The organism is Rhizobium sp. WYCCWR10014 (assembly GCF_001657485.1).
Classification (GTDB): Bacteria; Pseudomonadota; Alphaproteobacteria; order Rhizobiales; family Rhizobiaceae; genus Rhizobium.
Genome location: NZ_LXFU01000051.1, coordinates 109,047 through 123,084 on the forward strand (window position 1 = coordinate 109,047; position 14,038 = coordinate 123,084).

The following is a 14,038-nucleotide window of genomic DNA, read 5'->3' on the forward strand; positions in this document are numbered from 1 at the left end:
GAAGCCTGGTGATTAGGGATGATGGTTGCCGGCAGCGCAGGGGTAATGCGTTGCCGGCAACCTCGCCGGTTACGGCTTCCAGGCCCCGGCGATCTGGCGGGTGGCGATGTTCAGCCGGTTCCAGACATTGATGTTGGCGATGGCGATGACGAGTGCCGCAAGGCTCCTGCCGTCATAATGCCGGGTCGCTTCGTCCCAGATATCATCCGGCACAGGGTCGGCGCGATCGCTGACGCGGGTTACCGCCTCGGTCAGCGCAAGGGCTGCCCGCTCGGCATCGCTGAAATAGGGCGAGTCGCGCCAGGCGCCGATGGCAAAGAGCCGTTCGTCGGTTTCGCCGAGCTTCTTTGCAATGCGGGGATGCCCGTCGACACAGACGCTGCAACCGTTGATCTGGCTGGCGCGCAGATTGACGAGTTCGAGCAGCTTGGGCGAAAGGCCGGTTTCGGCCGGCACCTTGCTGAGAGCCGCCAGCGCCTGCATGGCTGCGGGAAGGACGAGGGCGGGATTTCCCATTCTCTCCTGCATGATAAGTCTCCTTTATAGGTTTACCGTCTGACGATCCGCCGGCGCTGTCACATCGGCCGGGGTTCATTCGTCATGGAATTGACGGAATGCAGCGGAGGAATGTGACAAATGGACGAGAAAAAATGGCTGACTGAAGAATTCGAGGCGAACAGAGCGCATCTGAGGGCGGCAGCCTATCGCATGCTCGGCTCGCGCAGCGAGGCGGAGGATGCCGTTCAGGAGGCCTGGCTGCGGCTTAGCCGCACCGATACGACAGGGGTCGACAATCTCGGCGGCTGGCTGACGACGGTGGTGGCGCGCATCTGCCTCGACATGCTGCGCGCCCGCAAGAACCGGCGCGAGGAACCGCTGGAGGCGCCCGTCCATGCCGGGATCGCCGATCCGGCGAACGATCCCGAGCGCGAAGCCGCCTTTGCCGATTCGGTCGGTCTGGCACTGCTCGTCCTGCTGCAGACGCTGGCGCCCGCCGAACGTGTCGCCTTCGTACTGCACGACATGTTCGATCTGCCCTTCGACGAGATCGCACCGATCATCGGCCGTTCGTCCGCGGCCACCCGCCAGCTCGCAAGCCGCGCCCGCCGCCGGGTGCAGGGGGTGGACGAAGCGCCTGATGGCGATTTCGGCCGCAAGCGGACGATCGCCGAGGCCTTTCTGACGGCGTCGCGCAATGGCGATCTGGAGGGATTGATCGCGGTGCTTGCCCCTGACGTCGTCTTCCGGCCGGATGCGACGGCGGCCCGCTTCGGCACCATTGGAAAAATGCGCGGCGCAGCTCACGTGGCCGAAGCCTTCAAGGGTCGGGCGCAGGCGGCAGAAATCGCCATCGTCGATGGTGAGCTCGGATTTGTCGTGGAGATCAAGGGCCAGCTCCGCGTCGTCGTGGCGCTGACGATTGCTGATGACAGGATCGCCGCGATCGACGCCATCGCCGATCCGGATCACCTGGAGCAGCTTGACTATTCGATCCTTCGGGATTGAAAACAAACACAAATTTGTCGGATCTTCGAGATAGGCGCGCTTTGCAAGGAGCGCGCCGCTGACATTTTCTGAGCGGTGTCGGCCGCGTCATTTTTCTTGACAGCGGCATCCTCAGCTCTATTCTATTATAAAGATTTATATAGCATAACTATGGAATTTTAGACGGAGGACCGGGGAGCGATCCCGGTCCAAGACTTCGAAAGGAATGCATGTCATGTCCGGCGACCAGGCGAAGAAGCCGCTTCTCCTCACCAATGTCAAACCGATCGCATTCGGCTCTGGCCCATCAGAGGGGGCAATCGACATTGTCGTCAATGCCGATGGCAGCATCGCCGAGATCGGTCCGTCGCTTTCGGTCTCGCAGGATGTGACGCGCATCGACGGCAAGGGCGCCTTCATTTCGCCGGGCTGGGTCGATCTGCATGTGCATATCTGGCACGGCGGCACTGATATTTCCATCCGTCCGTCCGAATGCGGCCTCGAGCGCGGCGTCACTACGCTGGTCGATGCCGGCTCTGCCGGTGAGGCGAATTTCCATGGCTTCCGCGAATATATCATCGAGCCCTCGCGCGAGCGCATCAAGGCCTTCCTTAATCTCGGCTCGATCGGCCTCGTTGCCTGCAACCGCGTCGCGGAATTGCGGGATATCCGCGATATCGATCTCGACCGCATTCTCGAAGTTTATGCCGCAAACAGCGAGCACATTGTCGGCATCAAGGTGCGCGCCAGCCATGTCATCACCGGATCCTGGGGCGTCACCCCGGTCAAGCTCGGCAAGAAGATCGCCAAGATTTTGAAAGTGCCGATGATGGTGCATGTCGGCGAGCCGCCGGCGCTCTATGACGAAGTGCTGGAGATCCTGGGCCCCGGCGACGTCGTCACCCACTGCTTCAACGGCAAGGCCGGGTCGAGCATCATGGAAGATGAGGACCTCTTCAATCTCGCCGAGCGCTGCGCCTCCGAGGGCATCCGTCTCGATATCGGCCACGGCGGCGCCTCCTTCTCCTTTAAGGTCGCCGAGGCGGCGATCGCGCGCGGGCTTCTGCCGTTCTCGATCTCGACCGATCTGCACGGCCATTCGATGAACTTCCCGGTCTGGGACCTGGCGACGACGATGTCGAAGCTGCTCAGCGTCGGCATGCCTTTCGACAAGGTGGTGGAAGCCGTTACCCATGCGCCGGCATCCGTCATCAAGCTGTCGATGGAGAACCGGCTTGCGGTTGGCTCGCAAGCGGAGTTCACCATTTTCGATCTGGTCGATTCCGATCTCGAGGCGACGGATTCCAATGGCGACGTCTCGGTCCTCAACAAGCTGTTCGAGCCGCGCTATGCGGTGATGGGCGTTGATGCCTTTGCCGCCAGCCGCTATGTGCCGCGGGCGCGCAAGCTGGTGCGTCACAGCCACGGCTATTCCTACAGGTAGGATTCGCGGAAGAGGGCAGGGCTCAGCGGTTGCGCCAGCCCATCAGCTTTTCGATCCGTTCGGCTGAACTGCGCACATGGGCTGTATAGTGGTTCTCGTCGGAAAACGCCTTCTGTTCCGGCAGCACGATGGAAATGGTGGCGACGCACTGGCCGTCGCGATCGCAGATCGGCGAGGCGATGCAGGCAACCGCATAATCCGATTCCCCTGCCTGGATCGACAGGCGCGATTCGAAGGCCTTGCCGGCGGCTTCCGACAGCGTGCCCGGATCGATCTCGGCGCGGCCAGTCGGCGATGAGCGGGCACAGCGCTTGAACAGTTCGATGCGCTCCTCCTCGGCAAGGTGGCCGACGAGCAGGCGGCCGGAGGCCGTCCAGTTCAGCGGCACCCTTGTGCCGACGCGGGACGCCACCTGAAAATGGCTCGGGCCGTCGGCCATGGCCAGCACCAGCATATAGTCGCCGTCACGGCCGCAGACCTGCACGGTTTCGCCGGCCTGGCGGCAGAGATCGTGCATTTCGTGCGTAGCGATGCTCATGAAATCCAACGACCTGGCATAGGCAAGGCCGTAATGGTAGAGCCGCGCGCCAAGCCAGATCGAGCCGTCCGCCTGGCGTGTCAGCATGTTTTTCTCAACGAGATCGTCGACGATGACGTAAACGGTCGACAGCGGCGCCTTCACCGCCTTGGCGATAGCATAGACACCGGCCGGCGATCCGGTCTCGTAAAGATGATCGATCACCTGAAGCGCCCGGTCGATGCCGCTGACGCGTGCGCGGCGCGCGCCCTTGCCACCGGTCTCGCCGGCAACGCCCTCATCTTCTGAGTAAACTGCGGATGATGTCTTTCCGTCCAATTCCACGCACCTCATAAAACTGCGATCATGTTACATTACTATGGCATAGATGTCGCTGTGGCAAATCGCAACAAAAGATAACCCTACGGCATCGTTTCGGCAGTTGCGGTGGTGGGATTGATCTGCCGGTGGCATCATAACAGCTGGTGCTTTGCTCCGACGATGTTGCAAGCCTTCGCCAACCCCTTGTCCAGTGTGACGAGCGTGGCGTCGCTGCCGAGCGCGACAGCGAGATGGAGTGCATCGCCAGCGCGAAGACCAATGTCGAATTGATCGGTCATTCGTGCCGCTTCAACAAAGTGCGCTCGCGATATCGGCAGGAGCTCGAATGTCGTCGAACATAATTCTCTGAACATCGCCAATGCCTTGCCGCGATCGGCCGGGTCGATCTGTCCGTTTCTTGTCTTGAGCGCGACGGCGCTTGAAAATTCGGTGATCGTCCAGCCGCTGACCGCGATCTCTTCGGATCCAAGCGTCGCTAGCCATTGCTGCACGTCGTCCGTGCGGGTTTCGATCGTCCAGGCGGCGACGAGGACTGACGTGTCGATATAAAGCATCAGTAACGGTCGGTATCGCGCATGTCGCGGATGAAAGTCGTGGAATCGACTGGCTCGGCCGGCGGCTTCATCGAGGCGGTCAATGCCTTCAGCCGCTCGACATCGATCGGTTTTTTGCGCGTCTTGACGGGCACGAGCTGCGCCACCGGCTTGCCATGCCGCAAAATCTCGACGGTCTCGCCGGCTTCGACGCGATTGAGCAATTCGCTAAGATGGGCCTTGGCTTCCGCTAGATTGACACTTGCCATGATGCCTCTTGATGACCAATTTTCTAGTCATTTTAGTCTGAAAGCTAAACAGCCGCAAGACCGCGGCACGACAATCGCGGTTACCGGCGGCAAGCCGATCCTCTAAAGCGGCAAGGGCCGCCGTCTGGTTTTGACGGCAGCCCTTGACGGGGGCAGGGAGAGATCCCCAAGCTGTTTAGGCGGCTTCTTCAGCCGAAGCAGGGCACTGCCGGCAGATTGGCGCGGCTTGCGAGTGCTCCGATCATATTGCCCACCGATTTCGAGCGCGGTTCGCGCTTGCGGGCGGCCGTCTCCAGGAGTTGCTTGAAGTCTTCAAGCTTTACGCCGTCGGCGCGCAACACCATGGCGATCAGGGGGTCGTGAAGGGCTTCGGATATCGTCAGGTCATCTCTGGTCTTTGTCATGGTTGTCCTCCTTTCGTGGGCGGTAGCCCGTGTTCCACTTTCCGCTGCCATGCCCTCGGCATTGACTTTCGCGTTTCGTGGTGTTACCGGTAAGTAACAATGCATTTGTTACCGATCGGTCACATTGATGTCAAGGACTACGTCCGCAAAAAAATCAGAAACTTCGAATGAAATCCCCGCAGCCGTTCCAGAAGATCGCATCCCACCGCGGGAGCGTATCGTCTCGACCGCCTCGGAGCTTTTCCGCGAGCGCGGGATTCGCGGCATCGGCGTCGATGCCATTGCCGACGCGGCTCTGACCAACAAGATGACGCTATACCGGCATTTCGGCTCGAAGGACGAGCTCGTCTGCGAGACGCTTCGCCGCGCCTCCGAAAAGGCGGGTGCCATTTGGCGCGATCTGGAAACGGCCTATCCCGGCAATCCGCGCGCCCAGCTGGACGCCTGGGTGGAGCTGCGGGCGCAATGTCTGAACGGCGAGCCCGCCGGCTGCGATCTCGCCAATGCCGCCATCGAGCTGAAGGGCGAGGGCCATCCGGCCCACGAAATGATCGAGCGGCACAAGGCCGAACAGCGTGATCGCCTGGCCGCGCTCTGTTCGGCGGCCGGCGCGCGCGAACCCCAGCTTCTTGCCGATACATTGACGCTGCTGCTCGAGGGCGCACGCGTCAGCCGCCAGGCCATGGGCGCTGCCGGCTGCTGCGGTCATTTCGCCAAGGCCTGCCACGCGGCGATCGCGTCTTTCGCCTGAGGACCGCAAGTGTGTGGGAGGGGAACCTTACCGCTTCCATGCCGTTTTCACACTAACCCGAGGACGATGTGGAGGCAGGGAGATGAACTACGTCTATCTCAAACGCCTGTATGCCAAACGCGCCGAGCTCGAAGCCAAGCTGGAGCTGCATGATGCACGCTATTGTTTCGGCGAAGAAGAGGTCGAAGACGGCACCGACAGCGATCTGCGTCAGCGGTTGAGCGAAATTTCCGAGGAGATTGCTACGCTGGAGAGCAGGCCGGGCCGATAACTACTGATTTGCAACAGCATTCAGATTTTAAGCGACCGGCATAAAATCAGTCTGTGCTGGCGTTGAGGATTTCCATCGTCCGACCGTCGAATTTTCCCTGATAGAAATGCTCGATCACTTGGTGGAAGGGCGAACCATGGTCGCTGATCGCGGCAAACAAGGTCATCGACGAGCGCAGCTTGAGGTCGTCGGGTGAGCCCAGGATCTCGTGCGCCGATCGGCCGTCCACCGACAGGATCGCCTCGACGCAACGCAGCAGCCGGCTTGAGAGAATGGGATCGGCGAGATAGGCGGCGGCTTCCTCCGCCGAGCGGATCGCATATTTTTCCGCCATCGCCGACGTACCGAGACCGGCGATCTGCGGGAAGATGAACCACATCCAGTGAGACGTCTTGCGCCCGGCTTTCAACTCCAAAAGCGCCCGCTCGTATACGCCGTTCTGGGCGTCGATGAAGCGGTGAAGCTTGTAGTCGATGTCGCCGGCCATGGTCCTTTTCCCTTTTCCTGCTGTCGATGCAGCCTGGGCCAAGGTTTCCACGCCCGGCGATCTACAGCGCCGCGCGTCTTTCAGACGCGCAAAGGACGCTGTAGCACTTTGAATGACTGCATAATTTCATCCTTAAATCGGTTTCCGATTTAAGGAATTATGCAGTGGTTTTGCTATCAGCAAACCCTCTCAGCGTAGGGGCTGCTGTCGCGGCAATGGCCGTAGGCCGGATGCTGCGGCATGTTATCGCCGGCCGGGGCGGCAATGGCCGATGTCGTCATCGGGTCGGTATTGCCGGAAGAATATGCGGCAAAACCCGCAAAGCTCAAGAGAACCAGCGCTCCGACCACGACAATGCGCTCGAAGGCCGAAAGTTTCTGGGCGCTGACATGATCTACATAATCGCGTTCGCCTAAACCGGCGGTTTCGTCCTCTTTTACATGGAGGGTCACCATATCCTGGCGACGGGTTAAAGTTTCACAATCTGTCATTTTAATTACTCCTGCAACACATGCGGCGCCGGTCTCTCTGGGGCAAACTCTCACCCTCGTGCCGAACCGCTTCCGCATGCGAGCAGCATGTGTGTCTTCGATCGTGGCAATTGAAGGGGCGATATGCAAACTCAGTGTTCAAAAAATCGTACCAATAAATGCAAAATATCGTGAAGCTCTGGTTCACCGGAATGATCCGGGGTAGTCCAGAGAGGAACATCTCTCTTCTGGATAGTCCCATGAGCAAATCCTTCGGCGCGATGTCGGTCGCGCAGCTTTCGGTCCTCATTCAAGGTGGCGCGGCCGATCCTGTCGAGGTGGCCGAGGCGGTCTTTGATTCCATCGCGAATTATGCCGACAGGGCGATCTTCACCACACTGCTTGAAGGCCGGGCGATGGAGGAGGCGCGAGCCTCTTCGCGACGTCTGCTGGAAGGGCGCTCGCTTGGATTGCTGGACGGCATTCCGATAGCCTGGAAGGATCTTTTCGACATGGAAGGCTTGCCGACGACGGCGGGTTCCGTCGTTCTGGCAAAGGATATGCCGGCCAAGCGCGATGCAGCTGTCGTTGCTTTGCTCAGGCAGGCGGGCATGGTCGCAGTCGGACGCACCAATATGAGCGAATTCGCCTTTTCCGGCCTCGGCATCAATCCGCATTACGGCACGCCGGTAAATCCGCGAAGCCTCGATCGCCCACGCATTCCGGGCGGCTCATCCTCCGGTGCGGGTGTCGTCGTCGCGGCCGGGTTGGTGCCGGTCGCCATGGGCACCGATACCGGCGGCTCAGTGCGTATTCCCGCCGCTTTCAATGGTATCGTCGGCTATAAAGCAACACGCGGCCGCCATGCGATGGCAGGCGTCTATCCGCTGGCAAAGAGCCTGGATTCGCTGGGACCGCTCTGCCGCAGCGTCAGGGACGTGGTCTGGATCGATGCGGCAATGCGCGGGCTGACGGCGCCCGATGTCGTTGAGCTTCCCCTGCAAGGCCTGGAACTCATCGTGCCTGAAAATATCGTCTTCGATGGCGCTGAAGCCGGCGTCGTCGATGCGTTCGAGGCAGCTCTGGGACGTTTTCAAAGGGCGGGCGCCAAGGTTGCCCGCACCGTCATCCCTGCCTTCAACGAGATATTCGATCTGATGACGAGATATGGTCCGCTGGTGACGGCGGAGGCTTTCGCACTTCACCGCGAACGCTTGGCAGGACCGGACGCGGACAGCATGGACCACCGTGTCGTCATGCGCACCCGTCTCGGAAGCAAGACGACGCTGCCCGATTACTTGGCGATCCTCGAGGCGCGCAGCCGCCTGATCGCCGATGTCGAGCGCCTCGTTGGCGACCGGCTGCTCGCCTTTCCGACCGTCGCCCATGTCGCGCCGCCGATCGGGCCGTTGGAGCAGGATGACGAGCTGTTCTTCACGACGAACAACAAGACGTTGCGCAACACTGCGCTCGGCAATTTCCTCGACTGGTGCGGCGTTTCCATTCCCTGCGGCACGGGCGAGGCTGGCATGCCTGTTGGACTGCTGCTTTCGGCCACCGCCCATCGCGATGAGGCGCTGCTGGGGATTGCCCTTGCCGCCGAGGCAGTCATCCGCGACGATTTTGCCTGAATTGGCAATTGAACCGCCGGGATTTAGTTGCCATTGATGGCATTAGGAGATCCCGGAGGAAAGCAAGTGCAGGTTTTGCAAAACGGACGTTTCGCGGTTTCGACATGGTCGCTGCATCGGCTGCTCGGCGCCGTTCATGCCTATAGTCCCGATCCCGAGAAAAGTGTTGCGGCGAAAGAACCTTATGGCCCCGGTGCCGCGGCGCTGATCGACGTGCCGGCGGCGCTGGTCGCGCGCGGCGTCAATCGGCTGGAGGTCTGCTCCTTCCATCTGCCGAGCCTTGACGCCGCCTATATAAGCGAATTGTGCGATGCGATGGCGGCCTCGAACGTGCTGTTCCAGACGCTGCTCGTCGAGGACGGTGATCCGAGCCATCCCGAGACGGCCGAACGCGACGTTGAATGGATGGCGAAGTGGATCGACATCGCTGCTGCCCTTGGGGCGCAGAGGATGCGCGTCATTGCCGGCAAGCAGAAGCCGACGGAGGAAAACCTTACCCGCGCCGCCCGCCATCTGAACTGGCTGGCCGGAAAGGCGGAAGGCAGCGGCGTGCGTGTCGTCGTCGAGAACTGGTTCGACCTGCTGCCGTCGCCGGTCGAGATGAACTGGCTGCTGGACCGGCTGGACGGCAAGGTCGGTCTCAACGGCGACCTCGGCAACTGGGCGGCGCCGGCCAAATATCAAGGCCTCGCCGACATCATGGGCCGGGCGGAAATCTGCCATGCCAAGGCCGATTACGGCGTCACCGGCCTCGATGCCGAGGATTACCGCACGTGCCTGGAGATGTGCGAGAAGGCCGGTTACGACGGCCCCTTCACGCTGATCTATGACTCGCCCTTCTTCCCTGACGAATGGGACGGCATCCTGCTGCAGAAGGCGTTCATAGAGGACTTCCTGCGCGAGGCGCCGGCGCGCAGAACGGCTTAATCAGAAGCACTTCTTGCTCATTCCTGGCGTGGGAATCTTTGGTTTTCCTCCAGCACGTTCAGATCCATGTGGTTGCGCATATAGCGCTCCGAGGCTTTCTGCAGCGGCTGATAGTCCCACGGATAATAGGCCCCATTGCGCAGCGCCGCATAGACCACCCAGCGGCGCGCCTGGCTTTCGCGCACGGCTGCGTCGAAAGCGGAAAGGTTCCAGCGCCGGCCGGCCTGTTCGACAAGTCTTGCCAAGATCCCGGCGTGCGCCGGGTCGGCCGCCAGATTGTCGAGCTCCTGCGGATCGGCGTCGAGATCAAAAAGCATCGGCGGGTCCTTCTCGCAGAGCGAGAGTTTGTATCGCCCGTCCCGGATGCAGACGAGCGGCGCTTCGGAACCCTCTGCGGCATATTCCATCGGCACAGGGCTGCGGCTGCCGGTGCCTTCGGCAAGCGCTGCGAGATCCTCGCCCTCGGTCCATGGCTTCAGCGAGGCGATATCGATCCCGGCAAGACCGGCCAGCGTCGGTGTCACATCGAGCGTGGAGACAGGCTGATCGATCCGTCTGGGCTTCCAGCCGGGTACTGACATCATCAGCGGAACGCGGGCCGATCCTTCGAAGAAGTTCATCTTGAACCAGAGGCCGCGATCGCCGAGCATATCGCCATGGTCGGACGCAAAGAGGATGATCGTGTTGTCAGTCATGCGGGTCCGTTCCAGGACGCCCAGAATGTCGCCGATCTTCTCGTCGACATAGGAGATATTGGCGAAATAGCCGCGCCTTGCCCGCCTGATCTGCTCATCGCTGATGTCGAAAGCGTCGTGGTCGCAGGCCTTCATCAAACGCTGCGAGTGCGGGTCCTGCCGCTCGAAGGCAATCGGCGCAACCGTCGGGTCAAGTGCCGGGCAATCCTCATAGAGGTCCCAGAATTTGCGGCGCGCGACATAGGGGTCGTGCGGATGGGTGAAGCTGACGGTCAGGCACCAGGGGCGCTCGTCATGGCCGCGCGAGAGATCGAACAGCTTGCGGGCGGCATGGTAGGCGACCTCGTCGTCATATTCCATCTGGTTGGTGATCTCGGCAATGCCGGCGCCGGTGACCGAGCCCAGATTGTGATACCACCAGTCTATGCGTTCGCCGGGCTTGTTATAATCGGGCGTCCAGCCAAAATCGGCCGGGTATATGTCCGTCGTCAGCCGCTCCTCGAAGCCATGCAACTGATCGGGGCCGACGAAATGCATCTTGCCGGAAAGCGCCGTCTGGTATCCGGCAGCGCGCAGATGATGCGCATAGGTCGGAATGTCAGAGGCAAATTCCGCCGCATTGTCATAGACGCGGGTTCGGCTCGGCAATTGTCCGGACATGAAGGAGGCCCGCGCCGGTGCGCAGAGCGGGCTTGCCGTATAGGCGTTGGTGAAGCGCACGGAACGCTCCGCCAATGATTTCAGATGCGGCGCATGCAGAAACTCGGCCGGCCCATCTGGAAAGAAAGTCCCATTCAGCTGATCGACCATCAGGATGAGGATATTCGGACGAGCCATGTGACATTGTCTCCTGTGGTCTCAAAGGCCGGGGTAGGTCCTGTTGAAGTGCACCCATTGTTATTTGCAGATCTTATCAAAGCCAGTATCATAATACTTGTAAAGCTGGGTTTTTTTGATGTTTGCCAAAAGGAATTTTTATGTCAGACCGCCGGCCTGAGCTGGGATGGATGCGCATCTTCGCCGAGGTCGCAAGGCTCGGCAGCTTTTCGGCCGCGGCGGCAGGTCTCGGCCTTACGCAGCCTGCCGTCAGTTACCAGATTCGGCGCCTGGAGGAGCAGTTCGGCGTCGCCCTGCTGCGCCGGCAGCATCGCGGCGTCGAGTTGACCGCGGAGGGCGAACGGCTTTTCCAGGTCACCGCCAAGACGGTTGGTGACATCGATACTCTGGCGCGCAGTTTTCGCACCGAGGCTCAAAGGCCGGTCGTCAGACTGAGAACCGACTATGCCTTTTCAGCGCTTTGGCTGATCCCGCGCATGCACGGCTTTCGCCTGCTTCACCCCGAAACGGATATACAGATCGTCGCGACCCAGAGGCTTGAGCCCGGCTTTCGTGACGACGCAGATGTGGTGGTGGTTTTCGGCACAAAGGCCGAATTCGGCGCCATCGGATCACTCCTGCTGCAGGAAAAGGTCGTGCCCGTCTGCACGCGAGGCTTTCTCGATCGCAACGGCCCGTTCGCCGATCCGCAGCAGCTGGCCAAGGCGATCCTGATCCATCTCGATTCGCCGACGCCATCGCCCTGGTTCGACTGGCGAAGTTATCTTGCCGAATTCTCCGTTGCTCGCGATCTCCATGCCGGCCGCGGCGATGTCAGCTTCAACACCTACTCGCTGGTTGTCCAGGCCGCGCTCAGCGAACAGGGCGTGGCGATCGGCTGGATGGGGCTGGTTGATACGCTTCTCTCCACGCATATGCTGGTGGAAGCCGGGCCGCCGCTCGAGGCACCCGACCGCGGTTATTGGCTGATACCGCCGCGATCGGCAAACGCTGATAGCGAGAGGCTCAGCACCTGGCTGGTGGATGAAGTCGGCAGGACATGACATTCGGACGGAGGCCGGCCGGTCATTGCATCGGAATATGTGTGCGCTCAGGAGAGAAGCCTTGTCATGACCGACGCCGACCGACATTGTGGCATCGATTCATAGGGAAGGACCGAAGCATGTCGCGAACCATCGGATACGTCGTTGGACTGCTCATGATCCTGTTGGGACTGATCTGGATCGCCCAGGGAAGTGGCTATTTTCCCTATCCCGCGTCCAGTTTCATGATCAACCAAAGCATCTGGGTTCTCTGGGGAGGCATCATGGCTGTCGCGGGGCTGGCTGTGACAATCATTATCTCACGACTGCGCCGGAGAGGATGAGCCGGCACGTGCATGGCTTTGAGGGAGTTCGACATCGACGAGTTCCTCGAGCAGAAATATCTGGCGGCTAACGGCCTGTCGAATTGAGGAGAATGGCATGAGCGCAGCTGAAATCGACGGCTTTGCGGACCGGATCAGGCAGCACCGGGGCGGCATGATCTCCGCCTGGATCGGTATTCCCGACGCCACGCTCGCCAATCACCTGGCGCAGGAGGCCTTCGACACCATCGTGCTGGATATGCAGCACGGCATGTGGGACATGCCCTCGGCAGCCAACGCCGTCGCCCAGGTGCGGCTTGCCGGCAAGCCGGCGCTGGCGCGCATACCAGTCGGCGATTTCGCTTCCGCCTCGCGCCTGCTCGACGCCGGAGCCTCCGGCATCATCGCGCCGATGATCAATTCGGCCGAAGACGCGCAAGCCTTCGTCAAGAGCACCAAATACCCGCCTCTCGGCGAACGCAGCTGGGGACCGTCGCTGGCGCTCAACCATACAGGCCTGTCTGCCGATGATTATCTGAAGAACGCCAACGCACTCACCGTCGCCATCGCCATGATCGAGACCCGGGCGGCACTCGAGGCGATCGACGGCATCCTCGGCGTTGCCGGCATCGATGGAATTTTCATCGGTCCTTCCGACCTTTCGATTGCACTCTCCAACGGTGATCAGGTGGCGCCGAACGCCGCCGAGATCGACAGCGCCATGCAGCATGCGGTTTCGCGCTGCCGCGCCCATGGCAAATTCGCCTGCGCCTTCGCCGGCGACGGCGAGCGGGCCGGCGAATTGCTGAAATTCGGCTTCGATCTGGTCATTGCCGGTGCCGAGACAGCGCAGTTGCGCTCCGGCGCCCGCCGCGCCATCAATGCTGCCCGCAGGATCGCTTCGGCTTGAGCGTCATTTCACCGGCTTGACGGCCAGCCAGATGACGTGGCGGGCGCCGCCGCGTTTGCCGTTGGCGCGGGTATTGACCGCATCGACGGCAAAACCGCTGCCCTTGAGACGTCGCGTGAAATCGGGGTCCGGACCGGACGACCAGACGGCGAGCACGCCGCCGGGGCGCAATGCGTCGCCGGCGGCGCGAAGGCCGGCGAAATCATAAAGCCGATCGTTGGATTTGCGGGTCAGGCCATCAGGGCCGTTATCGACATCGAGCAGGATCGCGTCATAGGCAGCCCTGCCGGCGCGGATCGCTTCGCCGACGTCGCCCTGATGGATGCTGACACGCGGATCGTCGAGGCAACCCTTGAAGACCTCGGCCATCGGCCCGCGCGCCCAGGCGATGACGGCAGGCACCAGTTCGGCGACGGTGACGCCGGCATCATCGGGAAGGACGGCGAGAGCGGCGCGCAGGGTAAAACCCATGCCGAGCCCGCCGATCAGTATTCTTGGTCTTGGATGCGTCTTGATTCGCTCCCACGACAGCGTTGCAAGTGCTTCCTCCGAGCCGCTGAGGCGGCTGTTCATCAGCTCGTTGGCGCCGAGCATGATCGAGAATTCGCTGCCGCGCTGCTTCAGCCGCAATTCGCCGTTTTCACCGGGAATGGTCGCGGAATCGAGCTGGATCCAGGGCAGCATGACGGCTTCGCCTCTTATGAAAGGGACCGTCCCCTA

At 61.2% G+C, this 14,038-nt stretch carries 18 protein-coding genes; 9 read left to right on the forward strand and 9 right to left on the reverse strand.

Annotated features, from left to right (window positions below; all coding sequences use genetic code 11):
- Window positions 1-69: 69 nt before the first annotated feature.
- Window positions 70-528 carry a carboxymuconolactone decarboxylase family protein gene (locus tag A6U98_RS30490; RefSeq protein WP_003547836.1) on the reverse strand — a complete coding sequence of 153 codons (459 nt, stop codon included), beginning with the start codon at window positions 526-528 and terminating at the stop codon, window positions 70-72.
- Window positions 529-636: 108 nt separating this feature from the next.
- Here A6U98_RS30490 and A6U98_RS30495 point away from each other — a divergent pair, with 108 nt between their 5' ends.
- Window positions 637-1,506 carry a sigma-70 family RNA polymerase sigma factor gene (locus tag A6U98_RS30495; RefSeq protein ID WP_064654746.1) on the forward strand — a complete coding sequence of 290 codons (870 nt, stop codon included), beginning with the start codon at window positions 637-639 and terminating at the stop codon, window positions 1,504-1,506.
- A gap of 214 nt (window positions 1,507-1,720) precedes the next feature.
- Window positions 1,721-2,929, forward strand: coding sequence for an amidohydrolase/deacetylase family metallohydrolase (locus A6U98_RS30500; RefSeq protein ID WP_064654748.1), 1,209 nt, complete (start codon window positions 1,721-1,723; stop codon window positions 2,927-2,929).
- A 22-nt stretch (window positions 2,930-2,951) separates the two neighbouring features.
- Here A6U98_RS30500 and A6U98_RS30505 read toward each other — a convergent pair whose 3' ends face one another.
- From A6U98_RS30505 to A6U98_RS30520, 4 genes are all read right to left on the reverse strand, one after another.
- A complete protein-coding gene (locus A6U98_RS30505) occupies window positions 2,952-3,800 on the reverse strand; it encodes an IclR family transcriptional regulator (protein ID WP_032991110.1) in 849 nt (282 codons plus the stop codon).
- A 119-nt stretch (window positions 3,801-3,919) separates the two neighbouring features.
- The gene (locus A6U98_RS30510) at window positions 3,920-4,342 is read right to left on the reverse strand and encodes a type II toxin-antitoxin system VapC family toxin (RefSeq protein WP_064654750.1); all 423 of its coding nucleotides are present in this window, start codon (window positions 4,340-4,342) and stop codon (window positions 3,920-3,922) included.
- Window positions 4,342-4,590: a type II toxin-antitoxin system prevent-host-death family antitoxin gene (locus A6U98_RS30515; RefSeq protein WP_064654752.1), complete on the reverse strand. Its 249-nt coding sequence runs from the start codon at window positions 4,588-4,590 to the stop codon at window positions 4,342-4,344. Before A6U98_RS30515 ends, A6U98_RS30510 begins: the two co-directional genes overlap by 1 nt.
- A 188-nt stretch (window positions 4,591-4,778) precedes the next feature.
- On the reverse strand, window positions 4,779-4,994 hold the full coding sequence (locus tag A6U98_RS30520; RefSeq protein ID WP_064654754.1) for a hypothetical protein: 216 nt from the start codon (window positions 4,992-4,994) through the stop codon (window positions 4,779-4,781).
- A gap of 127 nt (window positions 4,995-5,121) precedes the next feature.
- On the opposite strand from A6U98_RS30520, the gene A6U98_RS30525 reads away from it, so the two are divergent.
- Together A6U98_RS30525 and A6U98_RS30530 are read left to right on the forward strand one after the other, a co-directional pair.
- Window positions 5,122-5,745: a TetR/AcrR family transcriptional regulator gene (locus A6U98_RS30525; protein WP_064654756.1), complete on the forward strand. Its 624-nt coding sequence runs from the start codon at window positions 5,122-5,124 to the stop codon at window positions 5,743-5,745.
- An 82-nt stretch (window positions 5,746-5,827) separates the two neighbouring features.
- Window positions 5,828-6,016 (forward strand): hypothetical protein, encoded by a 189-nt coding sequence (locus A6U98_RS30530; protein ID WP_064654758.1) that lies wholly within the window; start codon window positions 5,828-5,830, stop codon window positions 6,014-6,016.
- Window positions 6,017-6,062: 46 nt separating this feature from the next.
- On the opposite strand, the gene A6U98_RS30535 is transcribed toward A6U98_RS30530, so the two are convergent.
- Window positions 6,063-6,503, reverse strand: coding sequence for a DUF1810 domain-containing protein (locus tag A6U98_RS30535; RefSeq protein WP_064654760.1), 441 nt, complete (start codon window positions 6,501-6,503; stop codon window positions 6,063-6,065).
- A 176-nt stretch (window positions 6,504-6,679) separates the two neighbouring features.
- The gene (locus A6U98_RS30540; RefSeq protein WP_064654762.1) at window positions 6,680-6,958 is read right to left on the reverse strand and encodes a hypothetical protein; all 279 of its coding nucleotides are present in this window, start codon (window positions 6,956-6,958) and stop codon (window positions 6,680-6,682) included.
- A gap of 275 nt (window positions 6,959-7,233) precedes the next feature.
- Between A6U98_RS30540 and A6U98_RS30545 the strand changes: the two genes are divergently transcribed.
- Window positions 7,234-8,604, forward strand: coding sequence for an amidase (locus A6U98_RS30545; RefSeq protein ID WP_064654764.1), 1,371 nt, complete (start codon window positions 7,234-7,236; stop codon window positions 8,602-8,604).
- 66 nt (window positions 8,605-8,670) lie between these two features.
- Complete coding sequence (locus A6U98_RS30550) at window positions 8,671-9,531, forward strand: TIM barrel protein (protein WP_064654766.1); 861 nt, start codon at window positions 8,671-8,673, stop codon at window positions 9,529-9,531.
- A 17-nt stretch (window positions 9,532-9,548) separates the two neighbouring features.
- Here the strand turns inward: A6U98_RS30550 and betC are convergent, their stop codons facing one another.
- Window positions 9,549-11,063 carry a choline-sulfatase gene (gene betC, locus A6U98_RS30555; RefSeq protein WP_064654768.1) on the reverse strand — a complete coding sequence of 505 codons (1,515 nt, stop codon included), beginning with the start codon at window positions 11,061-11,063 and terminating at the stop codon, window positions 9,549-9,551.
- Window positions 11,064-11,203: 140 nt separating this feature from the next.
- Between betC and A6U98_RS30560 the strand changes: the two genes are divergently transcribed.
- From A6U98_RS30560 to A6U98_RS30570, 3 genes are all read left to right on the forward strand, one after another.
- Complete coding sequence (locus A6U98_RS30560; protein ID WP_064654771.1) at window positions 11,204-12,106, forward strand: LysR family transcriptional regulator; 903 nt, start codon at window positions 11,204-11,206, stop codon at window positions 12,104-12,106.
- A gap of 119 nt (window positions 12,107-12,225) precedes the next feature.
- A complete protein-coding gene (locus A6U98_RS30565; protein ID WP_064654773.1) occupies window positions 12,226-12,429 on the forward strand; it encodes a hypothetical protein in 204 nt (67 codons plus the stop codon).
- Window positions 12,430-12,526: 97 nt separating this feature from the next.
- Window positions 12,527-13,318: an aldolase/citrate lyase family protein gene (locus tag A6U98_RS30570; RefSeq protein WP_064654775.1), complete on the forward strand. Its 792-nt coding sequence runs from the start codon at window positions 12,527-12,529 to the stop codon at window positions 13,316-13,318.
- Window positions 13,319-13,321: 3 nt separating this feature from the next.
- Here A6U98_RS30570 and A6U98_RS30575 read toward each other — a convergent pair whose 3' ends face one another.
- Window positions 13,322-14,002 (reverse strand): hypothetical protein, encoded by a 681-nt coding sequence (locus tag A6U98_RS30575; RefSeq protein ID WP_064654777.1) that lies wholly within the window; start codon window positions 14,000-14,002, stop codon window positions 13,322-13,324.
- Window positions 14,003-14,038: the final 36 nt, after the last annotated feature.

Excerpts from the sequence above, each read along its gene's own strand:
- A6U98_RS30490 (WP_003547836.1), bottom strand. The coding sequence starts at position 528 with ATGCAGGAGAGAATGGGAAATCCCGCCCTCGTCCTTCCCGCAGCCATG.
- A6U98_RS30495 (WP_064654746.1), top strand. The coding sequence starts at position 637 with ATGGACGAGAAAAAATGGCTGACTGAAGAATTCGAGGCGAACAGAGCG.
- A6U98_RS30500 (WP_064654748.1), top strand. The coding sequence starts at position 1,721 with ATGTCCGGCGACCAGGCGAAGAAGCCGCTTCTCCTCACCAATGTCAAA.
- A6U98_RS30505 (WP_032991110.1), bottom strand. The coding sequence starts at position 3,800 with ATGAGGTGCGTGGAATTGGACGGAAAGACATCATCCGCAGTTTACTCA.
- A6U98_RS30510 (WP_064654750.1), bottom strand. The coding sequence starts at position 4,342 with ATGCTTTATATCGACACGTCAGTCCTCGTCGCCGCCTGGACGATCGAA.
- A6U98_RS30515 (WP_064654752.1), bottom strand. The coding sequence starts at position 4,590 with ATGGCAAGTGTCAATCTAGCGGAAGCCAAGGCCCATCTTAGCGAATTG.
- A6U98_RS30520 (WP_064654754.1), bottom strand. The coding sequence starts at position 4,994 with ATGACAAAGACCAGAGATGACCTGACGATATCCGAAGCCCTTCACGAC.
- A6U98_RS30525 (WP_064654756.1), top strand. The coding sequence starts at position 5,122 with ATGTCAAGGACTACGTCCGCAAAAAAATCAGAAACTTCGAATGAAATC.
- A6U98_RS30530 (WP_064654758.1), top strand. The coding sequence starts at position 5,828 with ATGAACTACGTCTATCTCAAACGCCTGTATGCCAAACGCGCCGAGCTC.
- A6U98_RS30535 (WP_064654760.1), bottom strand. The coding sequence starts at position 6,503 with ATGGCCGGCGACATCGACTACAAGCTTCACCGCTTCATCGACGCCCAG.
- A6U98_RS30540 (WP_064654762.1), bottom strand. The coding sequence starts at position 6,958 with ATGGTGACCCTCCATGTAAAAGAGGACGAAACCGCCGGTTTAGGCGAA.
- A6U98_RS30545 (WP_064654764.1), top strand. The coding sequence starts at position 7,234 with ATGAGCAAATCCTTCGGCGCGATGTCGGTCGCGCAGCTTTCGGTCCTC.
- betC (WP_064654768.1), bottom strand. The coding sequence starts at position 11,063 with ATGGCTCGTCCGAATATCCTCATCCTGATGGTCGATCAGCTGAATGGG.
- A6U98_RS30560 (WP_064654771.1), top strand. The coding sequence starts at position 11,204 with ATGTCAGACCGCCGGCCTGAGCTGGGATGGATGCGCATCTTCGCCGAG.
- A6U98_RS30565 (WP_064654773.1), top strand. The coding sequence starts at position 12,226 with ATGTCGCGAACCATCGGATACGTCGTTGGACTGCTCATGATCCTGTTG.
- A6U98_RS30570 (WP_064654775.1), top strand. The coding sequence starts at position 12,527 with ATGAGCGCAGCTGAAATCGACGGCTTTGCGGACCGGATCAGGCAGCAC.
- A6U98_RS30575 (WP_064654777.1), bottom strand. The coding sequence starts at position 14,002 with ATGCTGCCCTGGATCCAGCTCGATTCCGCGACCATTCCCGGTGAAAAC.